Origin of the sequence: Guyparkeria sp. TX1 (assembly GCF_046523965.1) — a bacterium.
Taxonomy (GTDB): Bacteria; Pseudomonadota; Gammaproteobacteria; order Halothiobacillales; family Halothiobacillaceae; genus Guyparkeria.
The window spans coordinates 249,706-264,663 of sequence record NZ_CP144142.1; the positions used below are offsets into that span (position 1 = coordinate 249,706).

General features: G+C 67.7%; 16 protein-coding genes. 4 read left to right on the forward strand and 12 right to left on the reverse strand.

Features of this window, described 5'->3' with window-relative positions; genetic code table 11:
* Positions 1–10 precede the first annotated feature (10 nt).
* A complete protein-coding gene (locus tag VWP12_RS01240) occupies positions 11–838 on the reverse strand; it encodes a biotin--[acetyl-CoA-carboxylase] ligase (RefSeq protein ID WP_410474260.1) in 828 nt (275 codons plus the stop codon).
* A gap of 219 nt (positions 839–1,057) precedes the next feature.
* Here VWP12_RS01240 and VWP12_RS01245 point away from each other — a divergent pair, with 219 nt between their 5' ends.
* Entirely contained in the window at positions 1,058–1,813 is a 756-nt protein-coding gene (locus VWP12_RS01245; RefSeq protein WP_125199615.1) for a MotA/TolQ/ExbB proton channel family protein, read from the forward strand.
* Positions 1,814–1,816: 3 nt separating this feature from the next.
* Entirely contained in the window at positions 1,817–2,656 is an 840-nt protein-coding gene (locus VWP12_RS01250) for a flagellar motor protein MotB (protein ID WP_410474261.1), read from the forward strand.
* A 282-nt stretch (positions 2,657–2,938) separates the two neighbouring features.
* Here the strand turns inward: VWP12_RS01250 and VWP12_RS01255 are convergent, their stop codons facing one another.
* The 11 genes from VWP12_RS01255 to msrP all read right to left on the reverse strand — a co-directional run bounded on the left by VWP12_RS01255 (position 2,939) and on the right by msrP (position 13,053).
* On the reverse strand, positions 2,939–4,744 hold the full coding sequence (locus tag VWP12_RS01255; RefSeq protein WP_410474262.1) for a M61 family metallopeptidase: 1,806 nt from the start codon (positions 4,742–4,744) through the stop codon (positions 2,939–2,941).
* Positions 4,744–5,319 carry an FKBP-type peptidyl-prolyl cis-trans isomerase gene (locus VWP12_RS01260; protein ID WP_410474263.1) on the reverse strand — a complete coding sequence of 192 codons (576 nt, stop codon included), beginning with the start codon at positions 5,317–5,319 and terminating at the stop codon, positions 4,744–4,746. The genes VWP12_RS01255 and VWP12_RS01260 overlap by 1 nt, the downstream gene beginning before the upstream one ends.
* Positions 5,320–5,378: 59 nt before the next feature.
* The gene (locus tag VWP12_RS01265; RefSeq protein ID WP_410474264.1) at positions 5,379–6,293 is read right to left on the reverse strand and encodes an AEC family transporter; all 915 of its coding nucleotides are present in this window, start codon (positions 6,291–6,293) and stop codon (positions 5,379–5,381) included.
* Between the two features lie 55 nt (positions 6,294–6,348).
* Positions 6,349–6,726, reverse strand: a complete 378-nt coding sequence (trxA, locus tag VWP12_RS01270; protein WP_125199620.1) for a thioredoxin — start codon at positions 6,724–6,726, stop codon at positions 6,349–6,351.
* A gap of 111 nt (positions 6,727–6,837) precedes the next feature.
* The gene (locus VWP12_RS01275) at positions 6,838–7,455 is read right to left on the reverse strand and encodes an LON peptidase substrate-binding domain-containing protein (protein WP_410474265.1); all 618 of its coding nucleotides are present in this window, start codon (positions 7,453–7,455) and stop codon (positions 6,838–6,840) included.
* Entirely contained in the window at positions 7,445–8,074 is a 630-nt protein-coding gene (locus VWP12_RS01280) for a flavin prenyltransferase UbiX (RefSeq protein WP_410474266.1), read from the reverse strand. Before VWP12_RS01280 ends, VWP12_RS01275 begins: the two co-directional genes overlap by 11 nt.
* On the reverse strand, positions 8,071–9,435 hold the full coding sequence (gene mpl, locus VWP12_RS01285) for a UDP-N-acetylmuramate:L-alanyl-gamma-D-glutamyl-meso-diaminopimelate ligase (RefSeq protein ID WP_410474267.1): 1,365 nt from the start codon (positions 9,433–9,435) through the stop codon (positions 8,071–8,073). Before mpl ends, VWP12_RS01280 begins: the two co-directional genes overlap by 4 nt.
* Positions 9,432–9,998: a hypothetical protein gene (locus VWP12_RS01290; protein WP_410474268.1), complete on the reverse strand. Its 567-nt coding sequence runs from the start codon at positions 9,996–9,998 to the stop codon at positions 9,432–9,434. Before VWP12_RS01290 ends, mpl begins: the two co-directional genes overlap by 4 nt.
* 299 nt (positions 9,999–10,297) lie before the next feature.
* Positions 10,298–11,425 carry an NAD(P)/FAD-dependent oxidoreductase gene (locus VWP12_RS01295; protein ID WP_410474269.1) on the reverse strand — a complete coding sequence of 376 codons (1,128 nt, stop codon included), beginning with the start codon at positions 11,423–11,425 and terminating at the stop codon, positions 10,298–10,300.
* A 69-nt stretch (positions 11,426–11,494) separates the two neighbouring features.
* Positions 11,495–12,112, reverse strand: coding sequence for a sulfite oxidase heme-binding subunit YedZ (locus tag VWP12_RS01300; protein ID WP_410474270.1), 618 nt, complete (start codon positions 12,110–12,112; stop codon positions 11,495–11,497).
* Positions 12,112–13,053: a protein-methionine-sulfoxide reductase catalytic subunit MsrP gene (gene msrP, locus VWP12_RS01305; protein WP_410474271.1), complete on the reverse strand. Its 942-nt coding sequence runs from the start codon at positions 13,051–13,053 to the stop codon at positions 12,112–12,114. The genes VWP12_RS01300 and msrP overlap by 1 nt, the downstream gene beginning before the upstream one ends.
* Before the next feature lie 197 nt (positions 13,054–13,250).
* On the opposite strand from msrP, the gene VWP12_RS01310 reads away from it, so the two are divergent.
* Positions 13,251–14,255, forward strand: coding sequence for an aminoglycoside phosphotransferase family protein (locus tag VWP12_RS01310; protein WP_410474272.1), 1,005 nt, complete (start codon positions 13,251–13,253; stop codon positions 14,253–14,255).
* A gap of 25 nt (positions 14,256–14,280) precedes the next feature.
* On the forward strand, positions 14,281–14,958 hold the full coding sequence (gene murU / locus VWP12_RS01315) for an N-acetylmuramate alpha-1-phosphate uridylyltransferase MurU (protein ID WP_410474923.1): 678 nt from the start codon (positions 14,281–14,283) through the stop codon (positions 14,956–14,958).

Below are 14,958 nucleotides of genomic sequence, written 5' to 3' on the forward strand. Positions count from 1 at the left end.
TTAATAACGTTCAGTATGAGTCGGTCCCGGCGCGCTCGACGAGCACACGCACCCGGTCATGCGTGCCCGCCCGGATCACGCGCCCATCGGCCTGGGCAATCTCCAGATCGCCATCGGGGCGAATCATCCCGGCGATGCCGGTCGCCCGAGCACCATTGCCGTGCTCCACCGCCACCGGCTTGCCGAAACCGTAATGCCGGCGCGAGAGGCGAGCCATCTCGCCCGGCCAGTCGGCGGGGCGAGACATCACGGTCACCGCCGCCTCGACCAGGGCCAGCGCCAGGGCGATGGAATCCCCCCGCCAGCCGTCGCCCGCCTCGCCGATGGCCGATGCCCGATACGCCGCATCCAGCGGGCCGCCAGGCTGGCGCCAGTTGATCCCGACCCCGGCCAGCCAGCAGACCTCGCCACCGAGACGGCGCCGCTCGATCATCAGCCCGCCGAGCTTGCCTTCATTGAGATACAGGTCGTTGGGCCACTTGACGGTCGCCGGCACACCCTGCCCTTGCAGCACCCCGACCAACCGTCCGGCGAGCGCGAGTCCCGGCGGCGCGTCGGGCAACGCCGGACCGGCCGGGACAACCAGCGAGAACCACAGGCCATCGCCCGGTGCGCTCAACCAACGCGCCCCGCGTCGCCCCACCCCGGCGGTCTGTTCTGCCGCCACGACCACGGCAGGGGCAGGCACACCGCCATCGGCCGATTCGACCAAGGCACGCACACGCTCGTTGGTGGAGTCGACACAGTCACGGGCGGACATCATCCAGCCCCGGCGCGCGGCCAATTGCTGCAGCTGCCGGGCAAGCGGGTCGAAATCGAGCGCGGCATCGCGATGCATGACAGACCCCGAAGAAAGCGGGCGAGAGGTGCGCGCCAGCGCATGGCGACATCGGGGTGCCAGAGCGGCAATTGGCCGCCGGCACCCTCAAGTTTTGCGAAACGGGCCCGATTATACTGGCTCGGGCCCACAGAACGAGCCCGCCCGGACAATGCGCGCCCGCCCGCTCGAATTCATCCCGGACCATGCTCGTCACGGGACGAACCACTGAGGAGCCCCTTGGACAAAGCAACCATCATCGGCATCGTCGCGGCCCTGTCCGTCGTGATTCTCGCGATCGGCCTGGGGCAGTACCCGCTCGGGTTCATCAGCATTCCGGGCGCGCTGATCGTGATCGGCGGCACCCTGTCGATCACCCTGGCGATGATCACGTTCCGCCAGTTCGTCCAGTCGTTCGGCGTGGTCAAGCAGGCCTTCATCGACCGGCAGCACAGCCTGACCGGGCTGATCGACGAGATCGAGGAACTGGCTCAGGTCGCACGCCACGACGGCGCGCTGGCCCTGGAAGACCAGGACATCAGCCACCCCTTCATGGAAAAGGGCGTGCGCATGATCGTCGACGGCCAGCCGATGGAAGTGATCGAGCGCACCCTCGATCGCGACATCGAGCTCTCCGAGGAACGCCACGACGGCGGCGTGCAGATGTTCAAGAGCATCTACGACGTGGCCCCGGCCATGGGCATGATCGGCACCCTGGTCGGGCTGGTGCAGATGCTGAGCTCGCTCGATGACCCGTCGAGCATCGGGCCGGCAATGGCCACCGCCCTGCTGACCACCTTCTACGGCGCGCTGATCGCCCAGGCGATCGCCCTGCCGATCATGACCAAGTTGCAGATGCGCGCCACGCAGGAATCCCGCGAGCAGCGCCTGATCCTGGAGGGCATTCGCGGCATCCAGGATGGCATCAACCCCCGCATCCTGCGCGGGCTGCTGGAGACATTCCTGCCCAGCCGCGAACGTCAGGAGGACGACTGAGCCATGGCACGCGCCCGTCGACGCAAGGTCGGGAGTTCCGGCGGCTGGCTGACCACCTACGCCGACATGGTCACGCTGCTGCTGACCTTCTTCGTGCTGATGCTGTCGATCTCGGTGGTCGACGTCGAGCGCTACAAGGCCGTCGCCGAGACCCTGCGCAACTCCTTCGGCAGCCTGCCCAGCGAACAAACGGCCGCCCCGGGGGAATCCGCGGTGGAACTGGCTCCCGGGGCCGCCGATCCCGACAGCACGATCGAGGGGCCACCCCCTACCCAGCTGATCGAGCTGGATGCCCCGCCCACCGCGAACACCCAGGAAGACAACGCCCGCGCGCTGGAGGATCTGCGCCGCCAGCAGCTCGAGGAGCGCGCGACCGAACTGCGCTCGACCATGAGTGATGCGATAGCCGCCGGCGACCTCGAAATCGAGACCACCGACGACACGGTCATCATCCGCATCAAGGAAAACGCCTCGTTCCCCTCGGGCAGCGCCAACATGCAGCGGGCCTTCGAGCCGGTGGTCGACCGGATCGCCGACGACCTGGTCGACAGCGACGACCGCATCGTGGTCACCGGCTACACCGACGACGTGCCAATCCGCTCGGGTCGGTTCCGTTCCAACTGGGACCTGTCGGCCGCCCGGGCCGTCAGCGTGCTGATGTCGCTACGCGACCAGGGCATCGACGCAAACCGGCTCTCGGCGCGCGGCATGGGAGAGAACAATCCCATCGCGCCCAATGACAGCGAGGCCAGCCGCGCACTCAACCGACGCGTCGAGATTGCCCTGATCCCGACCTGGGCGGATGTCGACAAGCCCCAGCTCGACGGCCAGCCCATCGACTAGGGAAACTCTGCACGAATGCCATGCCACTCTGGCTCGGCGAGTCGTTCGTGATCAAGGCGCGATGTCGCCGGCGTGCCGGTGGCCACGTCAAGACATCGCAACGCGGAGCACGGGCGACTCGCCAAGCCCCGCAGGGCGCGCCTTGAGCCGGGCATCTGCGGCGTTGTCGTCCTTGGAAAGGGAACAACCCTTCCGCGGCGGACGAGCGCCTTGCATCTGCCCGGCTCAAGGCGCGCAGAGCGGTATGGCATTCGTGCAGAGTTTCCCCAGGAAAATCCGACCTCAGGCCGTCGTGGAACGGGGCGCCAGCCAGTCGGCGAAACGCGCCTCGGTCTTTATATCCCCCGCGGCGCGCTCCAGGCGATGCTGGTTGAGACACTCGGACGCCAGCGTCAGCGTCATCTCCAGCAACCGCCCCTGGCGGAAGACGTGCAGGGCCAATTGGTCGCCGGCGCGGTGGCGGGCGATGCGCTCGCTCCAGTTGCCGCCGTTCACGGCAAAGCCATCGATCGCAATGATGCGATCATCAACCGCGAGACCCGCGGCCGCCCCCGGACGATCCTCGAACACCAGCGCCACGCGCGCCGCCTGCGGATCGCGTTCATCGACCCGAATGCCGGCATCCGGCCCACCCTGCTCGGCGCGGGGCACCATGGCCACGCCGAAACGCGCCAGCAGCCCGGCGACGTCCAGCATCGCAGTCGAGCGCAGGGCGCGGTCGAAGAACTCACCCATCGGTTCACCCATCGCCGACTCGATCAGCGCCTCGACCTGCTCACCCTCGAGCAGCGGTTGATCCCCGTGGTGCTCCCACAGGCGGCGCATCACGTCCATCAGGCTCGCGCCGCGCTCGCGCAGCATCAGATCGAGCATCAACGCCACGATCGCCCCGCGGGTGTAGTAGCTGACGATCGCGTTCACCGCGTTGGCATCCTGCTGGTAGAAGCGCGTCCAGGCGTAGAAGCTCGACTCCTCCAACGTCTGGCGCGACCACCCCTTGCCGCGCATGGCCCGATTGATGGTTTCCGCCAGGGCGGCGAGGTACTGGGTCTCGTCGATGAGGCCGGCATGACGCACCAGCCAGTCATCGAAGTAACTGGTGAAGCCCTCGAACACCCACAGCAGGCGCGTATGCGCCGGGCGGTCGAGCGGCAGACCGGCGAACGCCGCCGGGCGGATCCGCTTGACGTTCCAGTTATGGAAATATTCGTGGGCGCACAGGCTCAGGAAACGCTGATATTCCTTGCTCACCCCAGCGGCCGTCACCGAGGGCAGGTAGGCCCGCGGGAAGATCAGCGCGGTGGAATCGCGGTGCTCCAACCCGCCGAAACCGGACTCGTCGAGGGCCACCAGAAACAGGTACTCGTCGAAGGGCGCGCCGTCGAACAGTTCGATCTCGGTCTCGCAGATGCGCGCGACATCGGCGGCGATCCGGTCGAAGTCGGTCTCGGGCAGGGCGTTGGTGAACACCATGCGATGCAGCACGCCACCGGCGGTGAACTGGCGCTCGACGAAATCGGCGATCTCGACCGGGTGGTCGATCAGGGCCTCGTAGCCGGCGGCAGCGAAATCGCCGAAGCCCCGCTCGTCGACGGCAATTGCCGGCAGGGTGGTCGCCACGCGCCATTCCTCGGGCAGATCCTGACCGTCGATCACCACCTCGTGGCGCGCCTGCTCGGCGCCGTGCACCCGCAGGAAGACGCTGGTGCCGTTGAAGAATACGTGGCTCGAGTCGACGTGCGCGCTGCGCACCGAGAAGTCGGCGCAGTAGACCCGGTAGTGCACCGCCACCGGCTCGTCGCTCGCGGCCAAGTCCCAGGTCTGCTGGTCGACCGGGGTGATTGCCACCCGCCGACCGCGGGCGTCCTCGGCGTGCTTGCCCACCAGGTGGCGGGCGAAGTCACGCACCAGGTAGCTGCCCGGGATCCACGCCGGCAGGCTCAAACGATAGCCCTCGTCGCTGGCCGGCAGGCGCAGGGTCGCGTCGAGGTAGCGGCTGTGATAGCCGGCAAACTCGATCCGGTAGAACGGTTCGACCCGGGAGACGTTCTGGGGGGCGGTCTCGGTGACGGCAGCGGATTGGCTCATCAGGACTCCTGACTCGACTCTTGGTCCGGCAGATCGGGCACCGACGAATCCTTGGTCATCAGGTGGTGGCCACCCGGGTGGACGCGACCATGCTTGATCTCGTCGGGGTGCGCCTCGCGCACCAGCCCGACCCGGGCGGTGAAGTGCAGGCGAAAGCCGGCCAGCGGGTGGTTGAGATCGACCTTCACGGTCTGGTCGCCTACCTCGAGGATCAGCATCTCGATGCGCCCCTCCGGACCATGGGCCTCGACCATGTTGCCCGGGGCGAGCTCCGCCTGCGCCTCGATGCGCTCGCGCGGCACCTCGATCACGCCCTCGGCGTCGTGCAGGCCGTAGGCCTGTTCCGGCTCGACGGTCACCTCGATCTCGTCACCCTCGGCGCGGCCCTCGAGCGCGGCCTCCAGCCCCGGAATCAGGTTGCCGTGGCCGTGGATGTACTCGAAGCCGCCCACGCGCGTGTCGGCCAGGATCGCGCCATCGTCGTCGCGCATGACGTGGAACACGCGCACCACGCGATCCTTTTCCACCGGGCCACCGCCGGCCGGTTGCCGGTCTTGAAGTCGTTCTTCACTCATTGTTCGTCACTCCGTTAAGAAACCTCTGCGCGATTGTGAGCCCGCTGAAGTTTCCCGGTTCAGATCGCCACGCCGTGCCAGAAGGGAATGGTCAGCAGCGCCAGCAGGGTCGAGGCGCTCGCCGTGGTGGCATAGAGCCCGGTATCCAGCCCGAAGCGGTCGCAAAGCACCAGCCCGAGCACCATCACGGGCATCGCGCCCTCCAGCACCACGGCAGTGAGCGTCTGCCCGCTGGTCCCGACCGCCAGCGCAAATCCCAGCGCGACCAGCGGCATCCACAGCAGCTGGATGGCCACGGCCGGGCTGACGGTCAGCAGTTGCCGGCCGGTCAGTGTCTCCAGGCGCAGGCTCATGCCCAGCGCGACCAGCATGATCGGCACCACGGCCGCACCGAGACGGTCGAGCCACTCGGCCGCCCAGTCGGGCTGCGGCACGCCGGCCAAGTTGAGGCCGGCACCGGCGACCGCCGCCCACAGCGGCGGCACCTTGAGCAGGGTCTTGACCGGGTGGACCTCCTCGTCGCTGTCGCCGAAGCGCGCGGCGAGGAGAATCCCCACCGACAGCAGCAGCGGCGTGCAGGCGAACAGGTCGTACTGGATCGCGACCGCCTGGCCGGCATCGCCGAACAGGCTGTCGAGCAGCGGCAGCCCCATGTAGGTCGCGTTGGGGAAGCTCGCCGCCAGCAGCAGCGCGCCGAACTGCGGCCGGGTGAGCGGCATCAGCCGCCCGACGGCATACATCAGCATCAGCGAGCCGATCACCGCCACGGCGGCCGTGCCGGCGATGCGCAGCGTGTCCACGCCCAGCGGCGCACGCCACAGGACCGCGAACACCAGCGCCGGCAGGAACAGGTAGTAGACCGAGGAGGTCAGGGCCCCGCGGGCGCGGTCGGCGCTCCACCCGCCCAACGGCAGGTAGCGCCAGATGTGGCCCAGGGCGATGGTCCCGGCCATCTGCAGGATGACCGAGATCATCGCCGCCCGACCTCGCCGGGCCGGTCAGCGGACCGACGGATCGGCCGGGCGGGGATCACTCGCCCTTGGCCTCGGCTTCGGCCTTCTCTACCTCGGCGCGCACCTCGTTCATGTCGAGGTCCTTGACCTTGGTGATCAGCTCGTCGAGCGCGTTGCGCGGCAAGGCACCGGCCTGGTTAAACAGCAGGATCTGCTCGCGGAACACCATCAGCGTCGGGATCGAACGGATCTGGAAATGACCGGCAATCGCCTGCTCTTCCTCGGTGTTCACCTTGGCAAAGCCGACCTCCGGGTTGGCCTCGGCGGCCTGCTCGAAGATCGGGCCGAAGGACTGGCACGGACCGCACCAGGGCGCCCAGAAATCCAGCAGCAGGATGTCGTTGTCCTTGAGAAGGCCTTCGAGGTTGTCCGCGGTCGCGGTATGAACGGTCATAAAGACACCTTTGGGTCATGCCGGCGCGCGGGCCGGCCGCATGTCGACCCGGTCGCACCGGGTCACGAAGTCGTGTTGTTCGGGTTGCCGGCCGGGCGACCGGGCGACCCGTCAGCGTTCCCCGCCAAGCCAGGCCTCGACGCGCTCGAGCATCGCCCGGGGGTCGTCGCATTCGAGCAGCGACTGGCGGGCACCAAGCCCCACCGGCAGGCGTTCGGCCAGCCGATGGCAGAGCCACGCCATCCCCGGCACCTCCCGCTCCCCCTCGACCAGCTCGGGATCGAGGCGCGCCAGGGCGTCGACCAGGGCATCGATCCGGGCCTGACGAAGACCGCCAAGGCCGGAGTCGTCCGGCGTCGAGTCGCCCGAGTTGGGGGCATCCTCGCGGAATTCAACCCGGGCACGGACCACGCCGCGCGCATCCACCGCGTGCTCGAGGACGCGAAAGCGCCGCTCGCCCACCACCCGCACCCCCAGCAGGCCGCCGGGCAGGGCCGTGGTATCCACGACACGCGCGGTGGTGCCGACGGTGGCGATCGACGGCGGTCCGTCTTCCAGCCCCACCTCGCTGCCGGCGGTGATGCGCACCACGCCGAAGGGGCGATCCTCGCGCAGGCACTCGCGCAGGAGATCAAGATAGCGCGCCTCGAACAGGCGCAGCGGCAAGTGGCCGGCGGGGAACAGCACCGTCCGCAACGGGAACAGCCCGAGGCGTTCCTCAGCCGCCATCCCGCTCGCCCCAACGGGCATGCAGTTCGTGCGGCACGTCGATCTGGTCGAGGATGCGCGCGACGGTGAAATCGATCAGGTCCTGGATCGTCTGCGGGCGATGATAGAAGGCCGGCGACGGCGGCAGGATCACGGCACCCAGCTCGGCCAACTGCGTCATCTGCCTCAGCGCGATCGCCGTCAGTGGTGCCTCGCGCGGCACAATCACCAGATCGCGACGCTCCTTGAGGCAGACATCGGCGGTGCGCTCGATCAGCGAATCCGACAGGCCGTTGGCGATCGCCCCGAGCGTGCCGGTAGTGCAGGGACAGACCACCATGGTATCCGGCGGGTTGGAGCCCGAGGCGAACGGCGCGGTCCAGTCCTGGCGGGCAAAGCCGGTGACCTGCCCCTCGGCGGCCCCGTAACGCCCACCCAGTTCGGTGGCCAGCGCATCGTGGCGGGCCGGAAAGGGGTCGTCGAGCTCGAGCGCCGCCACCGCGTGGGCGGCCTTCGAGGCAATCAGACTCACCCGGCAATTCGCCGCGATCAGGCATTCGAGCAGGCGTAACGCGTAGGGAAGACCGGAGGCCCCAGTCATCGCCAGGACGACGTGCTCGGTCTCTCTGCGACGGCTCATGCCCTCACCTCGCGCAACGCATCGACCAGCCGGGCCGGGAAAGCACCGAAGCCGCCATTGCTCATCGAGACCACCCAGTCGCCGTCGCGACTGTCGGCCATCACGGTCTCGAGCAGTTGCTCGACCGAATCGGCCACGGCCAGGCGATCGCCCAGATCGGCAAGCGCGGTGGCCAGGTCAAAAGCGAGATCGCCCGGCGCATGCACGACTACCCGATCGGCGGCCGCCAGGGCACCGGCCAGCCTGGCAGCATGCACACCGGCGCGCATGGTGTTTGACCGCGGATCCAGCACCGCGATCAGTCGGGAGCCGGCCGGCATCTGCTCACGCACGGCAGCAAGGGTCGCCTCGATGGCCGTCGGGTGGTGGGCGAAGTCATCGATCACCCGCACCCCACCGGCCTCGCCCTTGAACTCGAGGCGTCGGGCGACCCCGCCGAAGTCCGCCAGTGCCGCCAGCCCCTCGGCGGTCGGAACACCGGCGAACCGCGCCAGCGCCACGGCGGCCATCGCGTTGCGGCGATTGTGCGCACCCTGGATGGAATCGGGCAGGCGCCCGATCGCCTCGCCCTCGCAGAACAGCTCGCCACCGTCCAGCCACCAGCCGGCTCCGGCTGCCGGCTGGTCGGCCAACCGTTCGACCGGCGACCAGACACCCGCGGCCAGCACCCGGTCGATCGCCGGCTCATTCATCGGCGCGATGACCTTGCCCTGCCCCGGCACCAGTCGCAGCAGGTGGGCGAACTGACGCTCGATCGCGGCAAGATCATCAAAGATATCGGCGTGATCGAACTCGAGATTGTTGATCACCAGCCCGCGCGGGCGGTAGTGCAGGAATTTCGAACGCTTGTCGAAAAAGGCCGTGTCGTATTCGTCGGCCTCGATGACGAAGAACGGCGTCTCGCCCAGCCGGGCGCTGACACCGAACCCGCCGGGCACGCCGCCGATCAGGAACCCCGGCGCCATGCCGACCGCATCGAGGATGTGAGCGACCATCGAACTGGTGGTGGTCTTGCCGTGGGTGCCGGAGACGGCCAGCACGAACCGCTGCGACAACACCTGCTCGCCCAACCACTGCGGCCCGGAGCGAAAACGATAGAAGCCGTTCAGGAGCTGATCGATCACCGGCATGTCGCGGCGCATCACGTTGCCGACGATGATCTCGGCATCCTCGGGCAGCAGCGCATCCATGTCCGTTTCCACCGCGATACCGGCCGCGACCAGCTGGTCGCTCATCGGTGGGTAAATGGCGTGGTCGCGACCGGAGACCTCATAGCCCATCTCGCGGGCCAGCAGTGCCAGCGATCCCATGAAGGTGCCGGCGATGCCGAGGATGTGCAATTTCTGGCTGGCAGCGGTCATGTCGGCAACCCCGTCTCGCCGGGGAGCAACTGCACGGCCAACCCCATGTAGACCAGCGAGCTGAGAATGAAGTAGCCCAGCGCGGTGAGCACGCCGATCGCCGCGCCGAAATCGAGCGTGCGGCGATAGATCTGGCCCAGTACCACAAGATTCCAGGCGAACAGGGCGATCATCAGCATCGACCAGAGGCCCAGCTGGGTATCGATGTCCGCCGATTCGGCACCGGTCGGCTGCATTGCCACCAGCGGCCAGGCCACCAGCCCAAGCATGGCCGTCGCGCCGAACAGGGCCGTGAGCATCTGCGGGATGCGCGCGCGATGATTGCGCAACAGCGCCAACCCGGCCGAATAACCGACCAGCACCAACGCATCGGCAGCCAGCAGCATCAATCCCGCACCCAGGCCATCACCCAGGCCGCCGTCGCTGGTGACGGCCAGGTCCAGCAACACGCCGACGACGAGATAAAAGCCCACTGCCATCAGCAGGGGCTGCTGGCCGGCAGGCATGTCCTCGGGACCGGCCCGCAGGAAAAGCAATTGGAAGAAAAGACGGATCAGGGACAACTCGGCACACCCGTTAACGTGGCTCGGCCGGCAGGCGGCCCGAAAAAAGACGGCAGCAAGCTTAGTGCACCCCGCCACGATTCCTGAAACGTTCAGCGGGTCGCCCGTGGGGAACACGGCTGAGTCGACACGGCGGCGTTGCAAACCTTGTCAATGGCCCGGCCACTCACTGCGGCTCGCGCCTTGCCCTGTCGACTCAGCCGCGCTCTGAACGTCACAGGAATAGCGGCGAAGTACACTACCGCAAAACGGGCGCCCCCGTCTGCGCCCTCGACAACTGGGACCCGGCAACCGGGGCCCTAGCGACGCAGGTCGCGCAGGTACCACCACTCGAAGAACCGCTTGGCCCAGTGCAGCAGACGGCATGGCGGGGTGACGAACTGGCGCTTCTCGTTACGGAACACCAGGGTCGCCCGGTCGAGCATGTCCATCACGCAGACCAGCTCCCACTTGAAGGTCCGGTCGGCCGGCTGGCCGTCGAGCTCGGCCACCAGGTTCTCGGCAGCGGCCACGGCCTGAAGATCGGCCATGTGCGCCTGCTTGGGCGCCCAGTCGGGGGCGGGGTAACTGCCGGAATCGCCGGCGACGTAGACCTTGTCCGCCCCTTTGACCCGCGCGTGCTCGTCGGCCTCGATCATGCCGCCCGGCGAGGTCGGGAACGGGGCACTCTCGAGCCAGGCCGGCCCGGTCATGCCCGGCATGAACAGGATCAGGTCGGCGGCGAACTCGCCCTTCTCGGTGACCACGCGATCGGCCTCGAAGCGCTCTGGCTTGGCGCCGATGTGCGTCTGGATATCGAATTTGCGCATCCGGTCGAGCAGGCGGTCGACCGCCGACTCGCCCAGGCGGTTGCCCGGTCGCGGCGACGGGTTGAAGAACACCAGCTTGAACTGGTCGCGGCGCCCCTGCTGGCGCAGCAGACGGTCGATGCCGAACAGCAATTCGAACATCGGCCCGCCGCGCACCGCGGCCGGCTCCTTGGGGTTGCCACCAAAGCCAATGGCGATGGTGCCACCATCCATCTCGCCGAGCCGGTCGTGGATCGCCTCGGCGGCATCGATGCCCTCGCAGAGCGTGATCGCGTGCTCGATGCCGGGCAGCTTCTTGATGAAACGCCCGCCGCTGGCGACGATCAGGCCGTCGTTCTCGACCTCGCCGTTGTCGGTGATCACCCGTCGACCACCGTCGCTGACCCCGGTGACCCGCCCGGCGTGGAACCGCACGTCGAGGCGCTCGAGCAGCGGGCGGATGTCGAACAGAATGTCCTCGCGCCGACGAATCCCCGCGGGCACCCAGATCAGGCTGGGGTAGTACTGGAAGGTGGGCTCTGGGGCGATCAGGGTGATTTCCGCCTGCGGGCGCAGGCGCCGCAGGCGACGCACCGACGTCAGGGCGCCAAAGCCCGCACCGATGACCGAAAGTTTCATGCCATGCCTCCGAGGCCTGTTATCCGTTTCAACCCGTTTCCTTATCTTGGCATAAGGCGTTTCTAATACTCAATCCGGTCGCCGACGTCTCCCCGCCAGCCACCGGGTGACGGGGCGGGCCAGAAACAGCAGCAGCAACACGCCGGCCAGGATGATCGGTGTCCGCGTGTCGAACTTCACGGACAGGAAGTAGTGCAGCACGACCAGGGCCGTCGCCGGATAGACCAGTCGGTGCAGCATCTTCCAACGGCGCCCGAGCCGTCGCATCCAGCCGCGCGACGAGGTGATCGCCAGGGGCACCAGCAGCAGGAAGGCGATCACGCCGAAGGTGATGTGCTCGCGCTCGAGGACGTCCTCCCAGATCGCGGCCAGGTCGAATTGCCGATCGACGACCACCCAGAGCAGAACGTGCAGGCTCGCGTAGAAGAAGGCGTACAGCCCGACCATCCGCCGGTAGTCGATTAGCCCGGCCCGGGGCAGCAGGCGTTGCAACGGGGTGATCGCCAGGCCGATCAGGAGCAGGTAGAGCGCGGTGTCGCCCAGAAAACGCAAGCTGTCGACCACCGGCTCGTAGCCGAGCTGATGGGTGGGAATCGCCCAGGCGAGATAGACAAGGGGCGCCAACTGGGCGAGGAACAGCAGCCACCACGCCGGACGATTCGCCAACCAGGGACGACGCGCGGCCATCAGTAGTGTTTCTTGAGGTCCATGCCCTGGTAGAGGTGGGCCACCTCTTCGGCATAGCCGTTGAACATCAACGTGTCGCGCCGCCCCCAGTCACCGATGCGCCGCTCGGTCGCCTGCGACCAACGCGGGTGGTCAACGTTGGGATTCACATTGGCGTAGAAGCCGTATTCGCGGGGCAAGACCGCCGTCCAACTGGAGGTGGGTTGCTCGTGCACGAGGGTGATCCGCACCAGGGACTTGCCGCCCTTGAAGCCGTACTTCCAGGGCACGACCAGGCGGACGGGCGCGCCGTTTTGCGGCGTGAGCGGGTCGCCGTAGATGCCGGTGGCGAGCAAGGTCAACGGGTGCATCGCCTCGTCGAGACGCAGCCCCTCGACGTAAGGCCAGTCGAGCACGGCGCGCGTCTGTCCCGGCAGCGGATCACCCCGGCGATAGACTGTCTCGAAACGGACGAAACGGGCATCGGCCATCGGCTCGACCCGATCGAGCAGCGCCTTCAAGGGCACACCCTCCCAGGGAATCACCATCGACCAGCCCTCCACGCAGCGCATCCGGTAGATCCGCTCTTCCGGTGCCTGCAGGCCGACCAGGTCATCGATGCTGAACCGCCCGGGGCGGTCGACCAGCCCATCAACCTCGAACTCCCACGGCGAAAGCCGGTCGATCAGGGCAGCGAGGGCGTCGGAATTGCGCGAGGGATCGGTCTTGCCGGTGCCGAGTTCGTAGTAGTTGTTGTAGCCGGTGATCGCCTCCTTGTCGGTGAGCTGTTCGGACAGCGGCTTTTCCTCATCGGCGCGGCCGCACCCGGGCAGGGCCAACGCCGCCCCGGCTCCGAACATCGAGCGAAGGAAGGTACGCCGTGCCTGGCGGTCGGTGGCCAGTTTCGGATCGGTGACTTCCCATTCACCGGGCTCATGGGGCGATCGGATACGGTGACGCATGACAGACCTCGGGTAACGAACGGACCGGGAAGACGAATGCCGATGAGGGCATCAGGCAGGTAGAATTCGCCTCCCGAAGTATCGACGCTAAGACCGCGTTCTGCACGACGCCGTAGGTCGTCGCGACGCACGACCAACCCGCCATGCCCCGATTCGACCGCCCATCGACAACACCGGGCCACAGGAGCCGCGAGCCAATGACCGACACCGCTGCCACTGACCCTCGCCGCGAGGCGGCCCACGCCTTTCTCGAACGGCACGCCCCCGGCTTCGGCGCGCTGCGATCGGCCTCCAGCGATGCCAGCAACCGGCGCTACTGGCGGGCACAGGGCGCGAACGGCAAAAGCCTGGTGGTCATGGATTCGCCGCCCGACAAGGAGCCGCTGGACTCGTTCCTTGATGTCCAGGCGCGACTGGAACAAGCCGGCCTGCCGGTACCGCACATCCATGCCCGCGACCTGGAGGGCGGGTTTCTGCTTCTCGACGATCTGGGCAACGACACGCTGTTTTCCTGGCAGGCGGGGGCGGAGCCCGCGGCCCGCGCGAACGCGCTCGCCGAGTGCCGCATGCAGCTGGTCACCGTGGCCCAGGTCGATCGCGACGATCTGCCGCTCTTCGACGCACCGCGGCTGATCACCGAGATGCAGCTGTTCGACGACTGGTACCGGACCGGCCACCTGGACGTGAATTGGTCGGACGGACAGACCGCGCGTTGGGCAGAGCTGCGTGACCGGATCGCGAGCCGACTGGCCGCCATGCCGCCGGTATTCGTCCATCGCGATTATCACAGCCGCAACTTGATGCGCGGCGAGGCGGGCTGGGCGATCATCGACTTCCAGGACGCGGTGGCCGGCCCCCTGGCCTACGACCTGGTCTCGCTGCTGCGTGACTCTTACATCGATTGGCCCACGGACTGGATCGAACGCGAGATCGTGGCCTTCTGGCAACAGGCGCGCGCTGCCGGCCTGACCGAGGCGGGTCTGGAAGAATTCATCGAGGACTTTGCCTGGGTGGCCGTGCAACGCCACCTGAAGGTGCTCGGCATATTTGCCCGCCTGAGTCGCCGCGACGGCAAGCACGGTTACCTCGACGACCTGCCGCTGACCTGGCGCCACCTGCAATGGGCGCTCGACCGCGCGCCCGAACTCGCGCCACTGCGCGAGCTGATCACTGGACTCGAACCGGAGAACGCCCGTGGCTGAGACGAATGCCCGCAAGACTACGGCCATGATATTGGCCGCCGGTCGCGGCGAACGACTGCGCCCGCTGACCGACCACACCCCCAAGCCGTTGATCGAGGTAGGCGGCAAGCCGCTGATCGAGCATCACCTCGAACGCCTGGCCGCGGCCCGCATCGAGCGCGTGGTGATCAACCTGGCCCATCTTGGCGAACAGATCCGCGCGCATCTCGGAAACGGCGAGCGCTGGGGACTGACGATCGAGTATTCGGTGGAAGGCAAACAGGCCGAGGACGCGCTGGAGACCGCTGGCGGCATTCGCCAGGCACTCGACCGACTGGGAGAGCGCTTCCTGCTGGTCAACGGCGACGTGCTCTCCGACATCGACTACGCCGCGTTGGCCAACCGCCGCTTGGGCGCCGACTGCCGGTTCCACCTGGTGCTGGTCGACAACCCGTCACACAATCCGGGCGGGGATTTCGTCCTCGACGAGACCGGACGGCTCGGGGGCGCATCAACCGCGGCGCTGACCTACTCCGGCATCGCTCTGTTCGACCCCGCCCTGTTCAACGACCTGCCGCCGGGCCGTCAGGCGTTGGGCCCGGTGCTCCGTGCAGCCATCGCCAACGGACTGGGCTGCGCGCACCACCATCGGGGCGAGTGGCTGGACGTGGGTACGCCCGAGCGGCTGGCCGAGGCCGACCGCCGGCTGCGTGCCGAGCGCTAG

Bases quoted from the DNA above. Each gene is read 5' to 3' on its own strand.
- VWP12_RS01275 (WP_410474265.1), bottom strand. From the start codon at position 7,455: ATGGCGGCTGAGGAACGCCTCGGGCTGTTCCCGTTGCGGACGGTGCTG.
- VWP12_RS01240 (WP_410474260.1), bottom strand. From the start codon at position 838: ATGCATCGCGATGCCGCGCTCGATTTCGACCCGCTTGCCCGGCAGCTG.
- VWP12_RS01260 (WP_410474263.1), bottom strand. From the start codon at position 5,319: ATGAGTGAAGAACGACTTCAAGACCGGCAACCGGCCGGCGGTGGCCCG.
- VWP12_RS01310 (WP_410474272.1), top strand. From the start codon at position 13,251: ATGACCGACACCGCTGCCACTGACCCTCGCCGCGAGGCGGCCCACGCC.
- msrP (WP_410474271.1), bottom strand. From the start codon at position 13,053: ATGCGTCACCGTATCCGATCGCCCCATGAGCCCGGTGAATGGGAAGTC.
- VWP12_RS01265 (WP_410474264.1), bottom strand. From the start codon at position 6,293: ATGATCTCGGTCATCCTGCAGATGGCCGGGACCATCGCCCTGGGCCAC.
- VWP12_RS01255 (WP_410474262.1), bottom strand. From the start codon at position 4,744: ATGAGCCAATCCGCTGCCGTCACCGAGACCGCCCCCCAGAACGTCTCC.
- VWP12_RS01300 (WP_410474270.1), bottom strand. From the start codon at position 12,112: ATGGCCGCGCGTCGTCCCTGGTTGGCGAATCGTCCGGCGTGGTGGCTG.
- VWP12_RS01280 (WP_410474266.1), bottom strand. From the start codon at position 8,074: ATGAGCCGTCGCAGAGAGACCGAGCACGTCGTCCTGGCGATGACTGGG.
- murU (WP_410474923.1), top strand. From the start codon at position 14,281: ATGATATTGGCCGCCGGTCGCGGCGAACGACTGCGCCCGCTGACCGAC.
- trxA (WP_125199620.1), bottom strand. From the start codon at position 6,726: ATGACCGTTCATACCGCGACCGCGGACAACCTCGAAGGCCTTCTCAAG.
- VWP12_RS01250 (WP_410474261.1), top strand. From the start codon at position 1,817: ATGGCACGCGCCCGTCGACGCAAGGTCGGGAGTTCCGGCGGCTGGCTG.
- VWP12_RS01295 (WP_410474269.1), bottom strand. From the start codon at position 11,425: ATGAAACTTTCGGTCATCGGTGCGGGCTTTGGCGCCCTGACGTCGGTG.
- mpl (WP_410474267.1), bottom strand. From the start codon at position 9,435: ATGACCGCTGCCAGCCAGAAATTGCACATCCTCGGCATCGCCGGCACC.